18 protein-coding genes and 1 pseudogene are annotated in these 21,285 nt (G+C 66.9%); 10 read left to right on the forward strand and 9 right to left on the reverse strand.

Annotated features, from left to right (window positions below; translation table 11 throughout):
• From QRN63_RS20590 to QRN63_RS20605, 4 genes are all read right to left on the reverse strand, one after another.
• Nucleotides 1-642 carry a nucleoside/nucleotide kinase family protein gene (locus QRN63_RS20590; protein WP_285032512.1) on the reverse strand — a complete coding sequence of 214 codons (642 nt, stop codon included), beginning with the start codon at nt 640-642 and terminating at the stop codon, nt 1-3.
• 64 nt (nt 643-706) lie between these two features.
• A complete protein-coding gene (locus QRN63_RS20595; RefSeq protein WP_285032513.1) occupies nt 707-1,714 on the reverse strand; it encodes a hypothetical protein in 1,008 nt (335 codons plus the stop codon).
• Complete coding sequence (locus QRN63_RS20600; protein ID WP_285032514.1) at nt 1,711-2,892, reverse strand: WXG100 family type VII secretion target; 1,182 nt, start codon at nt 2,890-2,892, stop codon at nt 1,711-1,713. The genes QRN63_RS20595 and QRN63_RS20600 overlap by 4 nt, the downstream gene beginning before the upstream one ends.
• On the reverse strand, nt 2,889-3,404 hold the full coding sequence (locus QRN63_RS20605; RefSeq protein WP_285032515.1) for a WXG100 family type VII secretion target: 516 nt from the start codon (nt 3,402-3,404) through the stop codon (nt 2,889-2,891). The genes QRN63_RS20600 and QRN63_RS20605 overlap by 4 nt, the downstream gene beginning before the upstream one ends.
• 145 nt (nt 3,405-3,549) lie before the next feature.
• Between QRN63_RS20605 and QRN63_RS20610 the strand changes: the two genes are divergently transcribed.
• On the forward strand, nt 3,550-3,723 hold the full coding sequence (locus QRN63_RS20610) for a zinc-binding dehydrogenase (RefSeq protein WP_267316483.1): 174 nt from the start codon (nt 3,550-3,552) through the stop codon (nt 3,721-3,723).
• A gap of 92 nt (nt 3,724-3,815) precedes the next feature.
• Nucleotides 3,816-5,285, forward strand: coding sequence for an AMP-binding protein (locus QRN63_RS20615; protein WP_285032516.1), 1,470 nt, complete (start codon nt 3,816-3,818; stop codon nt 5,283-5,285).
• Nucleotides 5,286-5,300: 15 nt separating this feature from the next.
• On the opposite strand, the gene QRN63_RS20620 is transcribed toward QRN63_RS20615, so the two are convergent.
• Nucleotides 5,301-6,068 (reverse strand): DUF2127 domain-containing protein, encoded by a 768-nt coding sequence (locus QRN63_RS20620; protein WP_267316481.1) that lies wholly within the window; start codon nt 6,066-6,068, stop codon nt 5,301-5,303.
• 82 nt (nt 6,069-6,150) lie between these two features.
• Between QRN63_RS20620 and QRN63_RS20625 the strand changes: the two genes are divergently transcribed.
• The 4 genes from QRN63_RS20625 (at nt 6,151) to QRN63_RS20640 (ending at nt 11,228) form a co-directional block, all read left to right on the forward strand.
• On the forward strand, nt 6,151-7,530 hold the full coding sequence (locus QRN63_RS20625) for a cryptochrome/photolyase family protein (protein WP_285032517.1): 1,380 nt from the start codon (nt 6,151-6,153) through the stop codon (nt 7,528-7,530).
• 280 nt (nt 7,531-7,810) lie between these two features.
• Nucleotides 7,811-8,146 carry a hypothetical protein gene (locus QRN63_RS20630; protein ID WP_267316479.1) on the forward strand — a complete coding sequence of 112 codons (336 nt, stop codon included), beginning with the start codon at nt 7,811-7,813 and terminating at the stop codon, nt 8,144-8,146.
• A gap of 184 nt (nt 8,147-8,330) precedes the next feature.
• Nucleotides 8,331-8,744, forward strand: coding sequence for a hypothetical protein (locus tag QRN63_RS20635; protein ID WP_285032518.1), 414 nt, complete (start codon nt 8,331-8,333; stop codon nt 8,742-8,744).
• Nucleotides 8,745-8,933: 189 nt separating this feature from the next.
• Entirely contained in the window at nt 8,934-11,228 is a 2,295-nt protein-coding gene (locus QRN63_RS20640) for an alkaline phosphatase family protein (RefSeq protein WP_285032519.1), read from the forward strand.
• A gap of 68 nt (nt 11,229-11,296) precedes the next feature.
• Here QRN63_RS20640 and QRN63_RS20645 read toward each other — a convergent pair whose 3' ends face one another.
• Complete coding sequence (locus QRN63_RS20645) at nt 11,297-13,060, reverse strand: acyl-CoA dehydrogenase (protein ID WP_502888171.1); 1,764 nt, start codon at nt 13,058-13,060, stop codon at nt 11,297-11,299.
• Nucleotides 13,061-13,184: 124 nt separating this feature from the next.
• On the opposite strand from QRN63_RS20645, the gene QRN63_RS20650 reads away from it, so the two are divergent.
• The 4 genes from QRN63_RS20650 to QRN63_RS20665 all read left to right on the forward strand — a co-directional run bounded on the left by QRN63_RS20650 (nt 13,185) and on the right by QRN63_RS20665 (nt 18,196).
• On the forward strand, nt 13,185-13,769 hold the full coding sequence (locus QRN63_RS20650) for a TetR/AcrR family transcriptional regulator (RefSeq protein WP_285032521.1): 585 nt from the start codon (nt 13,185-13,187) through the stop codon (nt 13,767-13,769).
• A 123-nt stretch (nt 13,770-13,892) separates the two neighbouring features.
• The gene (locus tag QRN63_RS20655; RefSeq protein ID WP_285032522.1) at nt 13,893-16,055 is read left to right on the forward strand and encodes an adenylate/guanylate cyclase domain-containing protein; all 2,163 of its coding nucleotides are present in this window, start codon (nt 13,893-13,895) and stop codon (nt 16,053-16,055) included.
• A 2-nt stretch (nt 16,056-16,057) separates the two neighbouring features.
• Complete coding sequence (locus tag QRN63_RS20660) at nt 16,058-17,530, forward strand: mechanosensitive ion channel domain-containing protein (RefSeq protein WP_285032692.1); 1,473 nt, start codon at nt 16,058-16,060, stop codon at nt 17,528-17,530.
• A gap of 57 nt (nt 17,531-17,587) precedes the next feature.
• The gene (locus tag QRN63_RS20665) at nt 17,588-18,196 is read left to right on the forward strand and encodes a class I SAM-dependent methyltransferase (protein WP_285032523.1); all 609 of its coding nucleotides are present in this window, start codon (nt 17,588-17,590) and stop codon (nt 18,194-18,196) included.
• A 12-nt stretch (nt 18,197-18,208) separates the two neighbouring features.
• Here the strand turns inward: QRN63_RS20665 and QRN63_RS20670 are convergent, their stop codons facing one another.
• From QRN63_RS20670 to QRN63_RS20680, 3 genes and pseudogenes are all read right to left on the reverse strand, one after another.
• The gene (locus QRN63_RS20670; RefSeq protein ID WP_285032524.1) at nt 18,209-19,699 is read right to left on the reverse strand and encodes a class I adenylate-forming enzyme family protein; all 1,491 of its coding nucleotides are present in this window, start codon (nt 19,697-19,699) and stop codon (nt 18,209-18,211) included.
• A 12-nt stretch (nt 19,700-19,711) separates the two neighbouring features.
• Nucleotides 19,712-20,179 (reverse strand): annotated as a pseudogene (locus QRN63_RS20675) (Rv1363c family protein); the annotation flags it as partial.
• 35 nt (nt 20,180-20,214) lie between these two features.
• Nucleotides 20,215-21,048, reverse strand: coding sequence for an Rv1363c family protein (locus tag QRN63_RS20680; protein ID WP_285032525.1), 834 nt, complete (start codon nt 21,046-21,048; stop codon nt 20,215-20,217).
• Between the last annotated feature and the right edge of the window lie 237 nt (nt 21,049-21,285).

The raw sequence follows: 21,285 nt of genomic DNA on the forward strand, positions 1-21,285 counted from the left end.
TCACGGCCAATCGCCGTCATCGATTCCCCAGGCCCGATCACATCGGTCCGCGGTCTGGGCGATCAACCGCGCGTTCGGCTCGTCGACCGCGCGCACCCAATGCTCGGCGGCGATCAAACTCCGCCCGCCGGCGATGTGGCGCGCAAGCAGCCGTTTCCGTCGCACATCGTCAGCGCCCGTCAAGTAGTACAGCCGATCGATCAGCTGTCGCGCACCGGCAAAACCGTTGGACGGCAACGCCAGGTAGTTGCCCTCGGTGACCACCAGCCGGGCGGCCGCCGGCACGACCAACCCGGCCGCGACAGACTCCTCGAGCGCCCGATCGAACTGTGGCACATAGACATCAGCGGTCTGATAAGCGTCCCGCACGCGAGCCAGCGACACCAGGAAGCCGGCCGCGTCGAACGTGTCCGGGGCTCCCTTGCGCCCTCTTCGACCGAGCCGGGCCAGCTGTCCGTTGGAGAGATGAAACCCATCCATCGGCACCAGGGCAGCCAGATCGCGCTGAGCGGAATTGAATTCAGCGACCAGGCCCTCGGCCGCTGTCGACTTGCCGACACCCGGTGGCCCGGTCAGACCGACGACCACACGGCCCGACCGCTCCTCGAGCAGTCGGGCGACATCGTCCGTCAACGGGCCCATTGCGCGGACATTAGCCGCTCGGCGCGTCCAAGTCGAAGATGTAAAGCACGTGGCAGCGCCAGTGTCACCGGCGCGCAGGCTCGGGCGCACACGCGGTCAACAGCTCCTTGCCGTCCTTGTCTGCGACTTCAGCGGGACTCAACCAGCCGAAGCCCTGAAACCAGTAGGTATCCGGCGCATGTCGGCCCGACTCGGCAACTGCCGGGCCGAGGTCGGTTGTCGTGGTCCATGGCTCCCCGTTGGTGCGATAGACCCGCAACAGCACCGTTTTCCGGGTCCGCCAGTCGAACCCGCCGGGCAGCGGCCGTACCACGGCGAAGCCCGGATACGGTCCGGTAGCGGTCAGGGCATCGAAGGGCACCGCATTGCGTGAGTCGGCCGCCAGCACCAAATCCGTCTGACCGGGCTGGAATGTCAGAATCACGTCGTCCACCGGACCGCAGAACCGGCCGGGCCAGATTCGCAACGTCCCGTCGGTGACGCGCACCCCGAAAACCCTTGGCAGATGCCGGCCTTGAGCACGATCAGGTGAACACAGCGTCAGGAACTTCCTGCCGTCCTGCGCAGCGACGTCGGCTGGGTTGAGCCAGCCGATTCCCTCGAACCAGTAGGTATCGTGCGGATGCCGGTCCGACTCTTTGATCGCCTCACCCAGCTTGCCGGCGGCCCCGAATGCGCGTGGAGACTGCGGGAAGATGAACACGGTGTCCGCGGTGCGCCAATCGAATTGGGCAGGCAACGGCGTCACCACGTCGAACCCCGGGTAGGGTCCGCCGACCGTGAAGTACTCGACTTCGGATCCGGGATTCGGCGGCGCCTTGTGCGAACCAGCGGCTGCCGGCAACGGCGTTGCCTCGAGCTTCAACTCCGCTTTGTCGCGGCGGTCCATGTTGAAGGTGACGTTGACGGCCGTCGTGCCGCGACATGGCGAGCCGGTCCACAGCCGCAGTTGTCCGTCGGTCACCCGGACTCCGAACTGAACCGGCAGCGACGGTTTCCCCAGCGGGTCGCAGCCGGACGACGCCATCAGCGTCACGAAAGTCGCACTCAGGCAGAGGATTCGACGAATCACGAATAGCCCCCATCCGAAGCGCCGGCGTTGGTCTCGAACGGATTCCGGCGGCCGGTGAGCCTTTCGGCGCCCAGACCGATCGCGTACTGCTTGACGAATTCCACAGGTCCCAGCGCGGCCCACTGTTCCGAGTGCCGTTCTTCGTGATGCAGGATGCGATCGATGTCCATGTCCTGTTGGCGGGCCCCGCCGGGTCCGTCGTACCACATCTGACCCGACCCGATGATCTTGCGGAGTTGGTCGCCCGCATCCGCGGGATGGTCGATGTTGATCAGGAACACGTCACCGTAAGTGGACCCCGCCTGCTGGCTCAGCTGGTTCTGGATGAACCCGCCGCCCAGTCCCATCAGCATGCCGTTGGGCGTGGTGGCGAACCGCCCGCCGCTGCCCGCAAGCCGCGGAACCTGCTGGTAGCTCCAGGAATTCGCCGTCTGCCGGTCGGCGATGCGCCGCACCTCGTTCGCGGTGTAGGGCGTTTCGGCGAAGTCGGTGTTCGGGTTTCCCTTTTTGTAGCTGGTGCCCGCGTTCAGGATGTACGTCATCAGCACTGCCCGACGGGCGTCGTCGGCAGTGGTCCCCGCGGGCAGCAGGAAGTAGTTGTTGTCATCGCTGGGATCGGTGCTCGTCCGGTTGTTGTCGACGACGCGCTCCATGCCCTCGAGGATGTCGAAACTCGCCGGCGTGATGTGCTGCTGCCGTGCGACGTCGACGATGACCTGTGGCGGCACACCCTTTTTCGCGGCATTCTGCAGCCACTCGCGGTAGTACCCGGCACTCGTTCCGCTCAGCAGACCCGCATCGCGCAGTGCGTCCTCGTACTTGTTGACCGGGTCATATCCCGGTTCTCCGGGGTCATCACCGATTCGTGGGTCTTTCACTTCCGGCACATCGAACGGAATCCGTTCGGCGGCTGCGCGATCACCATGCTCGTAGAGGAACGCGGCCGATTCGAGCTTCCCCGCGAACGCGGACATACCCTGTCCGAGCACCTGCGCACGGCGCAGGAACGCATCCCCCGCCTCCCGGCATGCCTGGCCGCTGTCGAGTCCGGCCACCGGGCCCGCGGCGGCGGAGAGCTCGGGCCCGCCACCGTCGTTGAACAGCCCGCCGGCCAGCTCCGTCAACCCCCTCGCCGTTTCCCTCAGCGAGGCCACAACGACGGTCAACGGTGCGGTCATGCCAGCTCCCAACCGACCTTGCGCACCTGGTAGCCGGTGTCGCGATCGGCCGCTTCGAATTTCGCGAGCAGCAATTTGATCGCGTTCTCGACCTCGATCCGCTTGGCGGCGATCTGCAGCGCCTGGACCGGCGAAACCCGCGCATACCAGCGGAGCCAGAAGCCGGGTGTGACCCCACCCTCATCGGCGACGTCCCACTGCGACTCGGCGGCGTCGACTGCCTTCTTCAGACTGGCGCGGAGCGCGGCAAGCTGCGCGCCACCTGCCGCCAACGGTCCGGCCACGGCATCGAGGTGGTTCCGATACGCGGTCTGTTCGTCAAGTGATTCGCGGCCCTGCTTCTGCGCCGCATCGGCGGCGGCGCCGGTCCAGTCCTCGGCGAGGTGGGCGAATTGCGTTCGTGCCCGGTCGATCTGAGCATCGACACGCTGGGCCGCGGCGCGTGCGTTGAGGGATGCGGTCAGCAGCGATTCCGGATCGGAATTCATCACCTGCGACACCGTGTAGGGCATGGACCGTCCCCCGTTCCCATCGGTCTCACCATTGTCCCCCACCGGACGCAGGCCACCGGTCACCAAAATCGAACCGCCGAGACCGGGGTGTCACGAAGTGGGAACCTGGCTTCCACCGACCCCGCGGGCCGACTAAGACCGAATGGTGACCTCCCACGTCGCTCCCCCGCCGGACACAATGCAAGCAATCGTGCTGACCGAGGGCTGGCGCTACGTCGACGCCGCGGGACTGCCGGTGGCGGAGGTGGCTGACGCGCACCGCCTCGTCGAGGCCGGCCACGTCCGAGGAAAGGTCATCCTCGCCACACATACCGACTGAATTGTCCCACCAAAGCCCTTGGGACGGAGATGTATCCGAGCACCGGGCTGGTAGCGTGATGCGGACGTTCAGGCGAGGGCACGGGAGGCGTTGTGGGGCACGGCGCATTGCTCCATCACCTGGTGTCCGACGCCGCTGCCGCCGTGCCCGATCGTCCCGCCATCATCGCCGAAGACGGCACCGTCACGACGTTCGCGCAATTCGAGCGGTCGATCGCGGCGGTCGCCGGCTGGATCGCCTCCCAGACCGCGCGCGGCGACCGCGTCGCCGTGATCGCCGACAACGGCCCGGAGTACGCGACGCTCTACTACGCGGCGCCCCGCGCCGCATGCGTCCTCGTCCTGATCAACCAGCGGCTCAGCGCCGACGAGCAGGCCGCGCAACTGGCGACCGTGGATCCCGCCCTGATCCTGGGTGACGCCCGCTACCTGGAACCTCTGAACCGGCCCGACGCGATCGCGTTCGACGGCGAACAATGGATTGCGGCAACACAATCGACGCAGCGGCCCCGGCCCGACGAGCCGGACGCCGACGACCCCGTGTGGCTGCTCTTCACCAGCGGATCGACGGGGGCTCCGAAAGGTGTTGTGCACACACATCGTTCGATCACCGCAGCGGTCCGGGGCAGCATCGCCGGCAGGTCGGTCCGTCCGGGCGGTGTCTATCTGCTGCCGTTTCCCATGTGCCACATCGCCGGGTACAACATGCTGGTGCACCACGGCGCACAGTCGACGGTGCTGCCGGTGGCGGCATTCCGTCCCGATGCCTTCGCGGCCGCGGTGAACAGGTGCCAGGTGACCTCGTGCTCGCTGGCCCCGACCATGCTGCACAGCCTGCTGGCTCACCTGGACCAGACCGGCATCGATCTGCCGTCGCTGCGGGACATCGCCTACGGTTCGTCCGCCATCTCGGCCGACCTGCTGCGGCGTGCCCTCGACAGGCTCGACGTGGGATTCCACCAGGGCTACGGCATGACCGAAACCGGCGGCAACGTCACGTTTCTCGGCCCCGAGGACCATCGGGCGGGCGCCGCCGGTGACGCCGCCGTGCTCACCACCGCCGGCCGTCCCCACGCCGGCGTTCAGATCCGGATCGCGCCGAACGGCGAAATCCTGGTGCGCGGCGACCAGGTGGCGGTCCGGTACTGGCCCGACACGCCCACGACCGACGACGGCTGGTTGCATACCGGCGACGCCGGATACCTCGACGACGACGGCCGGCTCGTGGTGTCGGACCGGCTCAAGGACGTCATCATCACCGGCGGCGAGAACGTGTCCTCACGGGAAGTCGAAGATGTGCTGTCATCGCACCCCGACGTGGATCAGGTTGCGGTCGTCGCGGTCCCGGACCCGTATTGGGGCGAGGCGATCTGCGCGGTCGTGGTGCCCACCGCCGACAGCCGGCCCGATGCCGACACCCTCGTCACGCACGTGCGTAAACACATCGCGGCGTTCAAGCGCCCGCGGCACGTCGTTTTCGTCGACGCCCTGCCGCTCACCACCAATGGCAAGATCGCGAAACAGATACTGCGCGAACAGCTCCGGGCACAGTTCACCGACTAGCCCGGGCCGACCGGCTCAGGGTGTGGCCGTCGCCAGGCCCGCCCGCTCGACGCTCATCAGACTCTCGGTCTCGTGCTCCCGCCGGTACGCCGCACCGCCGCCGTTGAGGCCGAACAGCCGCTTGCTCCACAACAACCACAGCACCGCGATGATGTTCACCGCCAACATCGCCACCCGCAGCGCGGTGACCTTCTCGGTCAGCTCGTACACCTCCAGCGGCAGGAAGATACCGGTGGCCACCACCGCGAAGTACTCGCCCCAGCGCCACATCCCCCACAGCCCAACGGCTTCCACCAACTCGATCAACGCATACACCGCGATGCCGATCCCGATCCACAACAGGGTCGTGCCCGACATCGTGAAAGCGTCGTTGATGTGCCGAATGATCTTGGATCCGTCGATATTCCAGCCGATCTGGTCGGCCAGCGGGCGGAGCAGCGGCAGGTCCTTCTCGAACATGTCCCGCAGATGCACGCGCGCCGCTCGCACCCTGAACACGCCGTAGGACATCGCGGCCAGCAGTAGGAACCGGAAGACGCGCTCGACGGCCAGCACCCGCATCAGCACGCGGTCGCGCAGCAGGCGGCCGCGCGGAACCTCGGGTGCCGATTCCGCCGGCCCCTTCCCGCGTGGCGGACCGACGACGAACGTCTCGCAGCGCAGGCATCGCCACGCCTCACCGACCGGCGTCTGTACGTGCAGACGGGCAGCCAGCTCCGGTTCATCCGGGGCGAACGTTGCATGGCCGCGTAGTCCGCATGACCGCAGGGCGAAATCCACCATGCCGGTACCGTATCGACACGAGCTGAACGGAGCACGCGAATCCCCCCGTCGCGGTTCCGCCGGCCCATACGAAGATGGACCGATGCCGTCCCTACTGTGGTTCCGTCGCGACCTGCGACTGCATGACCTGCCGGCCCTGGCGGCTGCGATCGACCAGGACCGTGAGGTACTCGCCTGCTTTGTGCTCGACCCGCGTCTCGAAGCGTCGTCGGGTGCGCGCCGCCTCCAGTTCCTGGGCGACTGCCTGAGACATCTGCATGCCCAGCTGGACGGTCGGCTGCTGATCACCCGGGGACGCCCAGAAGAGCGAATTCCGCTGATCGCCAACGAGATCGGCGCAAGTGCCGTGCACATCTCGGCGGACTTCTCCCCGTTCGGCCGGCGCCGTGACGACCGGGTCCAGGACGCCCTGGATGACATCCCGCTGGTTCCCACCGGCTCTCCGTATCTGGTCTCGCCCGGGCGGGTCACCAAAGACGACGACAGTCCGTACCGGGTTTTCACGCCGTTCTTCCGCCGCTGGCAGGACCACGGTTGGCGGCAACCGGCCGGCACCGGTCCGCAATCTGCACAGTGGATCGATCCGGGCAGCCTGGCCTCCGGGGCCGCCGCAGTGGCGGACATCCCGGACAGCGGTGCGACGCCCCACTTCGCCGCCGGCGAGGAGGCGGCGCTGCGCCAGTGGCGACGATTCGTCGACGCGGGCCTCGGCGACTATGCCGAGAATCGCGATCTGCCCGGCATCGACGGCACGAGTCAGATGTCGGTGCACCTCAAGTTCGGGACCATTCACCCGCGCACCATGGCCGCCGGTCTCGACCTGAGCCACGGCAGCCACGTTGCGTACTTGCGCCAGCTGGCTTTTCGTGACTTCTATGCCGCGGTGCTCCACCACTGGCCCGACAGCGCCTGGCACAACTGGAGCCGCGACTTCGACGCCATCGAAACCGATACCGACGACGAAGCGGAGCGGCTCTTCGAAGCCTGGAAAGCCGGACAGACCGGGTTTCCGTTCGTCGACGCCGGCATGCGACAACTGCATCAGACGGGCTTCATGCCCAACCGGGTACGGATGATCACGGCGTCCTTTCTGGTCAAAGACCTGCACCTGCCGTGGCAGTGGGGTGCGCGCTGGTTCCTGGAGCAGCTGGTCGACGCCGACGTCGCCAACAACCAGCACGGCTGGCAGTGGTGCGCTGGCAGCGGCACCGATGCCGCGCCGTACTTCCGGGTGTTCAATCCGACAGCGCAAGGGCAGAAGTTCGACCCCGCGGGCGCCTACGTCCGCCGCTGGGTTCCCGAGTTGGCCGACGCCGCTGACGCCCACCTCAAATCCGGATCACGCCCGGCGAACTACCCGGCAGCGATCGTCGATCACGGCGAGGAACGCGCCGAGGCGCTCCGCCGGTATCAAGCGGTCGGGGCCCACCGCGCCGCGGGGCACACGACGCGGAAACCGTAGCGATACCCCGGCGTGTCGCAGCATCAATGGTGAGTGCCGGCCAATTGGCCAGTGCCGTCGCGGTTTTGCCGCACCGGGGGAAGGATGTCCATGCGTGCGGCGGACGGGCCGCTCCATTCGCGCTGTATCCGCTGTGGTGCGCTTTCGCCGCCGTGTTGTGCGGGCACATCTGGCAGCTGAACCGCAGGGCCGGCCAGCCGTAGCCGGCCAAGGTATGGCGCATCACAGGGCAATCGACTTACGCTGGCGTCCATCACGCCCGATCCATGCGGAGGCCAGGTTGCAGAATCCGGAAGCTTTTCTCGACCAGTTCGCCGATGACGCGGCCGGGCGGGTGTTCGCCGAGCCGTACCACACGCCCGATGGGTCGACTGTCATTCCCGTAGCCAAGGTCCGCCACGCCCGCACCGGGACGACGGCAAAACCTTTGGGCGTCTTCGTCATCCGTGACGATGGCACGACCTGGGTGCCTGCCGTGGATGCCGACCGGATCGCGTTGGTGGGCGTGGTGACGGGCCTGGTGGCCGCGACCATCGGCTGCCTCACGCTGCTCCGGCGTCCGCCGTGGCCGGACCTGTCCGACCACGGACATCCGGCTTCGCGCCGGCGCCACTGACGATCACCAGCGCTACGGCGCGGATTTCATCAGACAGATTCCATCCATCGACATACCGGCACCGCGTGGTTTCGCGACGGGGCCCATGGGTATGTGTTTTGCGGGGGTCGTGGAGTTGTTCGACCGCGGGACAGCGCGGAAGAGCGATTCCTCTTCATAACGACACACGCAAGGAGATCAACCCATGACCTTGAAGAAGACCGCAGCGCGTGCAGTCGCTACCAGCATGCTTGGTCTGGCGGGCCTCGGCGTCGGCGCCGGTCTCGCGCAGGCAGACCCGGTCGGTCCGATGCCGACGCCGCCGTTTCCGTCGCCCAACGTCCCCGGACCTGGCGTAAACGCCGGGGCGCCCGGCAATCCGCTCCCGCCGGGGCGCGGCTTCCTGCCGCCTCCGGGACACGGCGGCCCGATGCCCCAGGACCGTGTTCCGTTCACCGCGACACCGTCCTGGGTCCTGGTCCCGGTCGTCCCGCCGATGGGCACGCCGCCGGCACCGCCGCTCCCGGACTGGGCCACCGGCATGCAGGTGGTTTGGAACCCCGACCTGGGCGCTTGGGGCGTCTGGGACATGCAGGGCAGTTCGTTCATTCGCATCTAGCAGGCAACAAGCGGCCGCCACCCCGTCGTTCTGACGGGGTGGCGGCCCGCTTTCGACCACCGCCCCCGACACAATCCCGGGAAACTCTACGGATACTCCCAGCTGAATCCCAGGCAGAAATGCTAACTCGAGCGTCAATTCTTCCTACCGTTACCGCAGACCAACAGCGGGCGCGCGGAGGGAACGACCATGGGTGGCTCACGAAACATCGGCCGGGTCGGCGCCCTGGCAGTCTTTCTCGGCGTCGGCGTATCGATCGCGTCGGGGCAGACGATTGCCTACGCCGAGCCGTCGACATCGTCGGATACCTCACATGGCACGGCAGCAGGCCCCAGCAAGCCGGCCGCCGGCCACGCACCCACCCCTGCGACAGCGGCACCAACCGATGCCGCATCGGCATCGACGTCGGACCGATCGACGCCGTCCGCCCACAAGCCCAAGCGGCAGCCCAAGAACAAGAGCGCTGACAACAAGAGCGCCGATACGGCCGGCATACACCGTGACGCGAACCCCACCCGCCACACGGACGCCACCGCCAAGGAGACGCTGAACCCAACGGCCGCCCAATCCGTCAGCGCCACAACGAAAACCGATCGGCCGCGGCCCGCCGCGGCGGCGAACCATTCCCCCACACCGGCGGTCGCCGCGATCGCGGCCGTGCCGGCGACCGCATCAGGAGCCCGCTCCGCGGTACCGCTGGCTGCGCTCACGACGCCCACCGTGTCGGCCCCGACCCCACCCAACGTCATCAGCCAGATCGTCACCGCGGCAAAGCAACTCATCAGCGTCGCACTGCGGCCACTGGTATCGACGCTGCCGTCGAACGTACCCGCCAATTCGCCGGCCCTGTGGACGGTGCTCGCCTGGGTGCGTCGGCAGATCGAGACGAATCTCCTGCCACCCCACGTGGTTTCAGCCTGGAATGTGACCAGCCCCAACCTGCTGACCAACCCCGGCGCAGAACTCGGTGATCCGTCACTGTCCGGCGGCAGTACGGTGTCCATCCCCGGCTGGACCGTCACCGGCACACCGACTGTCATCCCCTACGGCACGAAGCGCCAGCTCCCGTTGGGCCTGCCGACGCCGGGGCCGACGCTGCCGGCCATCTTCAACTTCCCCAGCGATCGCCCCACCCCGGGCGACACTCAGTTCTTCGGCGGCGGCAATGTCGCGACGTCCACCCTGACGCAGACGGTCGACCTCAGCGGCGCCGCGAAGGGAATCGACTCCGGCACAACGCCATTCAAGCTGAGCGGGTTCCTGGGCGGCGCCATGATCGACCCGTCGGCCGCATCGGTGAAGGTGACGTTCCTCGACGCCACCGGGACGCAGCTGGGCGTCGGGAAGGTCGCGCCCGTCGGGCCCCTGGAGCGCTGGTTCCAGACGGGACTGCTCGAACGCAGCACCGAAGGCACCATCCCTGCCGGCACCCGTACCGCGCAGGTGGTCGTGACACTCAAGGACTCGAACCCGCTGACCGGCGGCTACAACAATGCCTTCGCCGATGATCTGTCCTTCACCGTCGGTGCGGCGCTGCCGGCCCCTCCGCCGCCGAAGCCGCCGACGTCGACCGTCGGCGCACTCGACCACGTGTTCATGGTGTATCTGGAGAACAAGGGCTACAAGGACATCGTCGGCAGCCCCAATGCGCCGTACCTCAACAGCCTCATCGACACCTACGGCGTCGCGGCCAACTACTACGCACTGACCCATCCGAGCGATCCGAACTACTACCCGATCCTCGGCGGCTCCGACTTCGGTCTCAGCTACAACTGCGCGACCAACTGCATCGACGCGACAAACCTGGCCGACAGAATCGAAGCTGCCGGCAAGACGTGGGCCGGGTATGCGCAGGGCATGTCCGCGGCCGGCCCCTACGTGTCGACGAGCGACTACGCGCCCGACCAGTTGCCGTTCCTGGCGTACCGCGACATCTACAACAACCAGGCCCGCGCCGACGCGCATCTGCATCCGCTGACCCAGATGGCGACCGATCTCTCGTCGTCGGCCACCACACCGAACTTCGCGTGGTTCGCGGCCAACGAGGCCAACAACGGCGAAGGCCCGCTCAACTTCCCCGGGGGTTATCTCAACTACATCGGCGCACTGCTCACCAACCACCAGTACAACGTCAAGGCCGCCGACCAGTTCGCTCAGCAGACCATCCCGGTCATTCTGAATTCGAAGGTGTGGAACGACCCGACACAAAAATCGGCCATCGTCGTCACATTCGACGAAGACACCGACAACCTGTCACTGGGCTTCGGCAACGGCGGCAATCGCGTTGTCACCGTGGTGATTCCATCACCGGGCGCCGTCAGCGCCGGGATGCGTTCTGGTAACTTCACCGCCACCGACTACGCCAACCACTACAGCCTGCTGCGCACCATCGAGGATTCGTTGAAGCTGGCGCCGCTGACCAACAACGACGCCTACGCCGTGCCGCTCAACGACTTCTGGGGCACCCCACCGGTCGTACCGTAGGCCGGAAACGAGCGTCGGACCCGAGGAAAACCTCGGGTCCGACGGCTACTTCCGGGTGGGGCCGGTGATCAGAACCAGTCGACCTGGGCCTCGACGGTGGTGCGGTCCAGGCTCTCCAGCAGGTCCAGCTGGGTCGTCACCTTCGGCAGTTCGTAACGGAAGAAGTACTGCGCGGCAGCACGTTTCCCGTCGTAGAAGTTGCCGGTGTTGCCGCCCGCGGCGCCCAGCTGCTCGAGCCAGATCCAGGCCATCACGATGTGGCCGGCGGCTTCGAGGTACGCGGTCGAGTTCGCCAGCGTGGTCTCGGGATCGCCCGCGGCCCACAGCGTCGCCGTGACCTCGGCAAGGCGGTCGGTCTGCGCCTGCAGCTCCCGTGCGTAGCCGGCGGTCGCCTCCGACTGCAGTGCGGTCTGGACGGTGTCGTTGATCCGCTTCTGCAGCAGCTTCAGGCCGGCGCCGCCCTGCATGACGACCTTGCGGCCGAGCAGGTCGATGCCGTGAATGCCATGCGTGCCTTCGTGAATGGCGTTCAGACGGTTGTCCCGGTACTGCTGCTCGACGTCGTACTCGGTGGTGTAGCCGTAGCCGCCGTGGATCTGGATGCCGAGGTTGTTGGCTTCCAGGCACCACTGCGACGGCCAGCTCTTGGCGATCGGGGTGAGGACCTCGAGCATCAGCTCGGCCTCGTCGCGCTCGGCGCCGGTGAGGATCTTGATCTGGTCGACAAGCCGTGCACAGTACAGGCCGAGCGCCAAAGCGCCTTCCACGTAAGACTTCTGGGCCAGCAGCATGCGCTTGACGTCGGCGTGCTCGATGATCGCGACCTGCGCGCGCGACGGATCCTTGTCGCCGACCGGGCGGCCCTGGGTACGGACCTTGGCGTACTCCAGCGACGTGAGGTAACCGGCGTAACCGATGGCGGTCGCCATGGAGCCGACGGCCACGCGGGCCTCGTTCATCATGTGGAACATGTAGGCCAGGCCACGGTGCTCCTCGCCCACGAGGTAGCCGACGGCGCCGGGCTCATCGGCGGGCTGGTGGCTGCCGTCACCGAAGTTCAGCAGGGCGTTGGTGGTGCCGTGGTTGCCCATCTTGTGGTTGAGGCTGACGAGCGCGACGTCGTTGCGGGTGCCGTCGGTCAGGAACTTCGGCACGATGAACAGCGAGATGCCCTTGACGCCGGGGCCGCCGCCGGGAACCTTGGCCAGGACCAGGTGCACGATGTTCTCGGACAGCTCGTGGTCACCACCGGTGATCCACATCTTGGTGCCGGTGACGCGGTAGGTGCCGTCGGCCGCCTTGGTGGCCTTGGTGCTGATGTCGGCGAGCGACGAGCCGGCATCCGGCTCGGACAGGCACATGGTGCCGAAGTAGCGACCCTCGAGCATCGGGCGGACCCAGGTGTCGATCTGCTCGTCGGTGCCGTACTCGGTCAGCAGGTTGGCGTTGCCGACGGTGAGGAACGCGTACGAGAAGGTGGAGGGGTTCGCCGCGCGGAAGAACGCCGCCGACGACTGTGCGACCACGTTGGGCAGCTGCATACCGCCGACGCGTTCGTCGAACGAGCTGGCCATCAGGCCCGCGGCGTTGAAGTCGTCGAGCGCCTGCTTGATCTCGTCGATCAGCACCACCTTGCCGCTGTCGTCGACGAACGGCGGGTTGTGGTCGGCCTTCTTGTTGTGCGGTGCGAAACGCTTGGTGGCGATGTCGGCGCTCAGATCGAGGACGGCATCGAACGTGTCCCGCGAATGCTCCGCGAAGTGCTCGTGCTTGGTGAGCTCGACGACGTCAAGCCACTCGTACAGCAAGAAGTCCAGGTCGCGCCGAGACATGAAATCAGTCACTGGGTTCTACCTTCCAATGCAGCCAGACATTAGCAGTCGCTCATTTCCTAAGCGATTGCTAATATCGCCTATCGGTCGGCTCCGTGTCAACTGTGTGTACGATCACCTGCACATGAAGACCGACCGGACCACCGACTCGGCCGCCGCCGAGCGCATCCGGCGCGCGGCCATCGAGGCGTTCGCCGAGTCCGGCTACGGCGGCAGCTCGACCCGTCAGATCGCCAAACGCCTCAACATGAGCGCGACGGCCATGTACCCGCACTACCGCTCGAAGGAAGAGCTGCTCTACGCCATTGCCCTGGAAGGGCACGGCAGCCTCCTGGCGACCCTGCGTGCCACCGACGACGCCGGCGCACCGTGCGCCGAGCGCTTCCACACGGTCGTCGCGGCCTTCGCCACGTGGCATGCGGAGAACAGCAAGCAAGCCAGGGTCGTGCAATACGAACTCCACGGCCTGACCCCGGCCCATTACCGCACCATCGCTCCACTGCGGCACCAGGTCACCGCCGTGATCGCCAACATCATCGAAACCGGTATGGCGACAGGCGAATTCCACGTCGACAACCTCGACGACGTCGTCATGGCGATCTCGTCGCTGTGCGTCGACGTCTGCCGCTGGTTCCCGTCGCGCACCCACCGCGATCCCCACAAACTGGGCGAGATCTACGCCCAGGTCGCCGCCCGCCTGGTGCGCTGACCGCACGCCGCGCAGCTCCCGCGAAATGGCGTCGGAGCGCCCGATTCTCCTGCTCTACCTGCCATAACCTGCCAGTCACCAGCGCTGATCATGATGTACTTGCTGCCGACGACAGGAGGCCCGATGGTCAACCCTCCACCGGAGGATCGCGACGCGGTCGCGGCGCCAGCGCCCGAGGTCCGGTTACGGCGCGTGCGCGGCAGATTCAGCATCCAGTCGAAGCTCATCGCGATGCTGCTGGGGGCCAGCATCGTGTCAGCCGCAGTGGTGGGATTCATCGGCTATCAGACCGGGCAGGCCTCATTACGTAACGCCGCATTCGACCGGCTGACACAGGTCCGCGAGACGCAGGCCCGGCAGTTCATTGTTCAGGTCTCCACGTTGAAGAAGGCTCTTCTCGTCTACACCAGCGGACCGGCGATGGGTGAAGCGGTGCAGGCATTCGGCACCGGCTTCAGTGAATTGGCCAATGTGCCAATCGATCCCGCTCAGCAGCAGAGCATCGTCAGTTACTACAACAACGATCTCATCAACCCGATCGAGCGGGCGACGGGTGCCAAACTCAATCTCGATGTGCTGTTGCCGTCGTCCAACGCGGCTCGTTATCTGCAGGCCCGCTACACCGTTCCCGCCGCACGGCCCGACGGGTCGGCTCCCGCTCCGGTCCCCAGCGCGTGGGCGGCCGCCGCCGATCGCTACGACCCGTTCTTCGAAAAGATCGTGGGCCTGTTCGGCTACGGCGACGCGCTGCTGATCGACCCGGCAGGCAACGTCGTCTACTCGGCGAAAAAGCGTGCCGACCTGGGCACCAACGTCTTGTCCGGGCCGTACGAGCAGGGCAATCTGCACGAGGCCTACGCGAAAGCCATGGGCGCCGATCGGGTTGACTACGTCTCGGTCACCGACTTTCAGACCTATCACCCGGCCGGCGACCACCCCGTTGCGTGGATGGGAGCGCCGGTCGTGGCGGGCGGCCGCACGATAGGCGTGCTGGCACTGCAGCTTCCGATCAACGGGATCAACGCGCTGATGACCTTCAACGGGAAGTGGCAGGAGAACGGTCTCGGCGCAACCGGAGAGACGTACCTCGCCGGCGCCGACAGTCTCATGCGGTCCAACTCCCGCCTGTTCGTGGAGGACCCGCAGAAGTATCAGCGCGCCGTCACCGCAGCCGGGACACCCGCCGCGATCGCCGAACGGGCGGTCCGACTCGGCGGCACGACCCTGATTCAGCCCGTCGGCGGTGACGCGACGCGGGCGGCCGAACGCGGCCAGTCCGGGGTGCTGATCGCGACCGACTACCTGGGCCAGGAGACGCTGCAGTCTTACGCACCGGTGACGGTCGGGCCCGACGTGACATGGTCGATCGTCGCGAAGATCGACACCGCCGAAGCGTTTGCGCCGGAACGGGTCTTCACCAGGACGATGGGCGTCGCCGTCACGGCCATCGTGATTCTCGACTGTCTGGCCGCCATGGCTCTGGCGCAGTTGTTCGTGCGCCCCATCCGCCGGCTCGAGGCCGGCGCACAGAAGGTCAGCCGGGGCGAGTACGACGACGTGATCCCGGCGCGGACCCGGGACGAATTCGGTGATCTGACCAAGACTTTCAATGACATGAGCCGGCTGCTGGGCATCAAAGACGATCTGCTGCGCCGCGAACGCCAAGAGAATGCGCAGTTGCTGCGGTCGCTGATGCCAGAGGCGGTCGCCGAACGGTATCGCCAGGGCGAGGAGACGATCAGCGAGAGCCATCAGGACGTCGCCGTGCTGTTCGCCGATATCGACGGCCTGGACGCCCTCGCCGGCGCGCTGCCGTCCGACGAATTCCTCAGTGTCGTCAACGAATTGGTCCGCCAGTTCGACGACGCCGCCGCACGCAACGGCGTCGAGCCCATGCGCATCCTGCGCAACGGCTACACCGCCAGTTGCGGTCTGAATGTGCCGCGACTGGACAACGTCGAGCGGACCGTGGCGTTCGCCATCGAGATGCAACGCATCGTGACCCGCCTGAACGCCGAGGACGATCTGCAGCTCGGCTTCCGGGCCGGTATCGACACCGGCCAGGTCACCAGCGGTCTGGTGGGCGGTGCCACGATGATGTACGACATGTGGGGCAGCGCGGTCGACCTCGCGTACCAGATCCAGGCCGGCGGCGGCGAACCCGGCATCTACATCACGTCGCGGGTGCGCGATGCCGTCCATGACACCCATCGGTTCACCCAGGCGGGACAGTTCACTGTCGGTGACGCGGAAGAGCCGGTCTGGCGGCTGCTGGGACGGCGGTGACCATGTACACGTCCGGGCCGTCATGGTTCTTGTGGGTCGCCGTCATCGCCATCGGCCTGCCGGCCAGCCTTATCGTGCTCACCGAGTGGCGCCGGTCCCTGCTGCGCCGGAACAGTCCGCTGGCTGCGCCCGTCGGACTCTTGCGCACCTACGTGCTGCCGGTCGTGGCGGTGCTGTTCCTGTTGCTGAAGGTGGCCGTCGTCCCCGCGCGCGACATGCCCATCCGGATCGTGGCCACCGTGTTGGTGTTCCTGACACTGCTGCTGGTGTTGTCCGGCCTGAGCAACACAGTGTTCGCGAACGCGCCAGAGACGTCATGGCGGAGCCGGATGCCGCGGATCTTCGTCGACGTGGCCCGCATGGTGCTGATCATCCTGGGGCTGGCGGTGATCTCCCGCTACATCTGGGGCGCCAACGTCAAGGGTGTGTTCACCGCAGTCGGCGTGAGCTCGGTGGTCATCGGCCTCATGCTGCAGCACTCTGTCGGCCAGATCGTGTCCGGTTTGTTCATGCTGTTCGAGCAGCCGTTCCGGATGGGTGACTGGCTGGACACCTCGGCGGCCCGCGGCCGCGTCGTCGAGGTGAACTGGCGTGCAGTCCACATCGAATCCAGCAGCGGTGTGCAGATCACCCCCAACTCGGTGCTGGCCGGCACGTCCTTCACCAACCTGAGCCGGCTGGCCACCTCGCACACCACCGTCACCACCACGTTCGCCGCAACGGATTCACCCGACCAGGTGTGTGCGACCCTCACACGGATCGCCACCAACCTGCCGCACCGCGGCGAGGGCGTCGAGCCGTCGACGGTGCCCATCGGCGATCACAAGTACCGCACCACCATCGGCCTGAAGTCCCCCGGTGACGACGACGTCGTGCAGGCGACGTTCCTGCGCTGGGCCTGGTACGCCGCCCGGCGCGAAAAGCTGCATCTCGACGGCGTCGCCGACGACTACTCCACACCGAAACGCCTCGAGGAGGCGCTCGACCAGGTCGCCGCACCGGCACTGCGGCTGAGCCAGAGCGACCAGCAGGCCCTGATGCCCTACGCGCGCCTGATCCGTTACGGCACAGGCGAACTCATTCACGAACCCGGTGAAGTTCCGAAGACCGTCACGGTGCTGGTCTCCGGAGGGATCCGGCTGACGGTGCCCGCGCCCGACGGGTCCGTCACCGCGGTTCGCAGCCTCGACAAGGGTGCCCTCCTCGGTGTTGCCGCGTTCACCCACCAGGCCAACCTGGCGTACGCACACGCCCTCGACGAAGTTGTGCTACTGCAGATCGAACACGACGAGATTCAGCGGCTGCTCACCGACCGGCCATTGCTGTCCCGGGAATTCGGCCGCCTCATCGACGAACGTCGCAGCGAGGTGCAGGCGGTCCGTGGCGCAGGGAAGAAGTCCATCCAAGCCGCTGCCGGCCAGGACATCGTGCCTGCGGTCGTGGCCCCTGGCGGTCAGAGATCGGGTTCCCCGTAACGCCCCGAGTGTCCTAGGCTCGTCTGCGTAAGTCCTCACTCACAGGAGGCGGATCTGATGAGCAAGTTCTACGAGTTTGCCTATGCCGTCGGGTTCACGCCGTGGGAGCAAGCCGCGAAGGTCAGCCTCGAGGCCACCCAGGAACTCTTTCAGCGCGAGGAAGCCGAACGCGGCGGGCCGGGCAAGGCGCTCGATGTCGGCTGTGGCAGCGGCCTCTACACCCTGGCACTGGCCGAGCGCGGCTGGGATGTCACCGGCGCCGACCTGGTCGACCGGGCCATCGACCGAGCCCGCCGCCGGCTCGCCGAGGCCGGCGCCGACGCGAAGATCGTCAAAGCCGACGCCACGGTCCTACCGGCAGATGCCGTCGGCGGCGACTTCGACTTCGTCCTCGACATCGGCTGTTTCCACGGGCTGACCGCCGAGCAGCGGTCGAGCATGGCCCGGGCGGTGACGGCGCGAACCAAACCGGACGCGACATTGCTGATGCTGGCGTTCAACAAGCCGGTCGGACCACCGTTCATGCCGGCGGGAGCCACACAGGAGCAGATCGAAAGGGCATTCACCGGCTGGGACATCATCGACGTGGTGACGCCGTCGACGTCGTCACTCCCGCGCCTCGCCCGCAGGGCCGAGCCCAGGTTCTACCGGCTGCGCAAGTCCTAGGACGCCGGGGCGTCACGCCGTCGCGACGCTCAATTCGCCCGCCAGTTCGCGGCGCAACACCTTGCCGGTCGGGGACGTCGGCAGCTCGTCGCGGAACACCACGCGGTCGGGCGTCCGGGAGCCGCGCAGAGCCGCCCGGACGTACTCGCGCAGCGCCTCGGGATCCGGTGACGTGTCCGCTTCGGGGACGACGACCGCGACGATGATCTGTCCCCATTCGGGGTCGGGCACACCGACCACCGCGACGTCGGACACCTGGGGATGTTCGACGAGGACGTCCTCCAGTTCGGCGGGCGCGATGTTCTCTCCCCCGCGGATGATGGTGTCGTCCGACCGGCCGTTGATGAACAGGAAGCCCTCGGCATCGAGCCAGGCGAGGTCGCGCGTCGGGAACCAGCCGTTCTCGTCGAGCACCGACCCGATGTCGGTGTATTTGCCCGACACCTGCTCGCCACGGATGAAGAGCTCACCGATCTCGCCGGGGCCCAACGGCTTACCGTCTTCGGCCCGGATCTCCACCTCGATACCCGGCACCGGCCGCCCGACCGAGCCCAGGCGCCGCTTGACCTCGGGGTCCGGCGACCCGTGCGCATCGCGGTGGTCCTCGGGGGTGAGGACGGCGATGGTCGAGCTCGTCTCCGTCAGCCCATAGGCGTTGACGAATCCCACGTCGGGCAACAGGTCGAGGGCCCGACGAGCAAGTGGCAGTGGGACTTTCGAGCCGCCGTAGGCAAGGTTGCGCAGGGAACTCGGGGCCGCCGCGCCGCGCACGAGTTCGGCGACGATACGGTCCAGCATGGTGGGCACCACTGTGCCCGACGTGACGCTTTCCGCGGCCGCCAGCCGTAGCCATTCGGCCGCGTCGAACTTGGGCAGGTACACCATCTTTCGGCCCGCGTACAGGTTCGACAGCGCCGCACTCACGCCGGCGATGTGGTAAGGCGGCACGCAGATCAGCGCGGCGTCCTGCGCGTCGGCAGAGTCGAATTCGACGGTGCCGGTGACGTAGCTGGTCAGATTGTGATGCGAGAGCTCGACGGCCTTCGGTTTGTTCGTCGTGCCGGAGGTGAACAGCACGATGGCGACGTCGTCGGGGTCGGCGAATTCGGCCGCGGCCTCGGCGGCGTTGGCCGCGTCCACGAAGGCTTGCGATTCCATTGCGCGACCGGCAGTCTCGGCGACGTCGGCGTATTCGTCGTCGTAGATCACCAAGGGGTCCGGCAATCGCGCGATGAGTTCGCGCAACGCGCCGGGGCTGAGCCGATAGTTCAGCGGCGTCAGCGGACGATTCGCCCGCGCCGCGGCGAAGATCAGCAAGGGCAGCATGGCGCCGCCGGTCCCGATGTACGCGACGCTGCCGGCGCCGGACGCCGCGACCACACCGCCACCGCCGTCGGCGAGCCGGTTCAAATCAGCTGTGGTCCAGCGGGTTTCGCCGGAGACGACGGCGACGCGGTCCGGATTGGCCGACGCCGCCATGTCGAGCAGGATCGCGAGACTCAACGATGACTCCGTCTAGATGGGATCGAACTTCGAAATCAGCCAGTTGCCACCGTTTTTGGCCATGGTCACCCGGACGCTGCTGGCGGCCAGGGTGGGCTGCGGCCGTTCGGTGCTGCGCGTTTCCTGGTCGATGAACAGCAGCACGACGGCCGATTCAGGTTGCAGTTCGGAGACGGCGGACTGCACGACGGACGCGGTCGTCTTCACGCCGCGTTGTTTTGCGGCCGGTGCCACGATCTGCTGGCTGAATTGGCTGTAATACGTGAGGAAGTCGCCGGTGAGATGCGACTTGGCAGCCGAGAAGTCCTTGTCCAACGAGTCAGGAGAGTAGGACAGCAGCGCCACCGCGCCGGCCGACGCCGCGTCGATCACCGTGCGTTCGGCTGCCGCGTCCGTCTGCTTGTCGGGCCGGTACTGCGTCCAGTACAGCGACCCCGCCAGGGCCCCCGACGCGACGACCAGCAGGGCGAGGACGACGGGCAGCCACCACTTCTTGATGCTCACGTTCTTGACGCTCACGGTACGAACTCCACCTTCGCCATCTTGAGCACGCCGCCATCGCGGTTCACTGTCACCTTCAGCCGCCACGCGCGCGGGTCGTTCTTCGCACCCGCCGAATTGGTGACCTCTGACGTCGCGGCGACGAGCACCACCGCGGAGTCCTCGGACATCGACTGCACCGCGGTGAGGTTGACGGTGCCCTTCGTCACGACCTTGGAGTCTTGTACCACCTTGACGAAATCTGTTGCCCGCGTGTTGAAGTCGGCTTTGAATTCGCCGGTGGAACTGTCGAGGATGCGCTGCACACCCTCCTTGGCGTTGTTGAAGTCCAGCGACGTCATGTTGACCACACCGAGCCGCGCCGCTGCGGTGAACTCGGCGGCCCGCTGCCGGTTGGTCTGGACACCGTGGTGGTGCCACATGATGGCGGCGCTGATGCCCAGCAGCGCGACAATGAGCAGCGCGGCCGAGCCGGCCGCGAGCAGGGTGCGAAGACGCCGCCGCGGCGGCACCTCCTCCGCCTGCTCGGCCACAGCGTCGGATTCAGCGTCGGTTTCGGCGTCGGCCACATCCGGCTCAGCCACCGCGGTCTCGGCTACTGCCGCCTCGCCCACGGCGGTCCCGTTCACTTCAGTCTCGTCCACGGCTACCGCGACGACCGGCACCCCGTCCGCGGCGGCCGACTCCTGCGCCTGCCGACGCAACCGGATGGCACGCGCACGGGCGCGTGCCGCCACGGCAGCTGCCTCGGCGGCTTCGGCTTCCGCCTCGGCCTCCTCTGCCAGGATCGCCGGATCGTCATTCAGTGCGTGGGCTAGCTCGTCGGCCATAGCGCTCTTCGGGGTCATGAGTCGGAGTCCAGTGCCGCCGACTCGACGGACTCCGTTATGCCTACCACTCGCCATGGGCACGTCACCGCCGGACTCGCGGTGGAGTGTCACGCCGACCTCCATCGTCGCCGCACCGTGACCGCATGGCGCCCTCCTGACCCAAACACAACATGCGAACGACGTTATCAGAAACGGTAATGCGATCGCTAGCAGGACGCGGAACTAAGCTTAAAAGCTGCCATCTAACTGCGAGAA

The organism is Mycolicibacterium sp. lyk4-40-TYG-92, from assembly GCF_030209435.1.
Lineage (GTDB): Bacteria > Actinomycetota > Actinomycetes > Mycobacteriales > Mycobacteriaceae > Mycobacterium.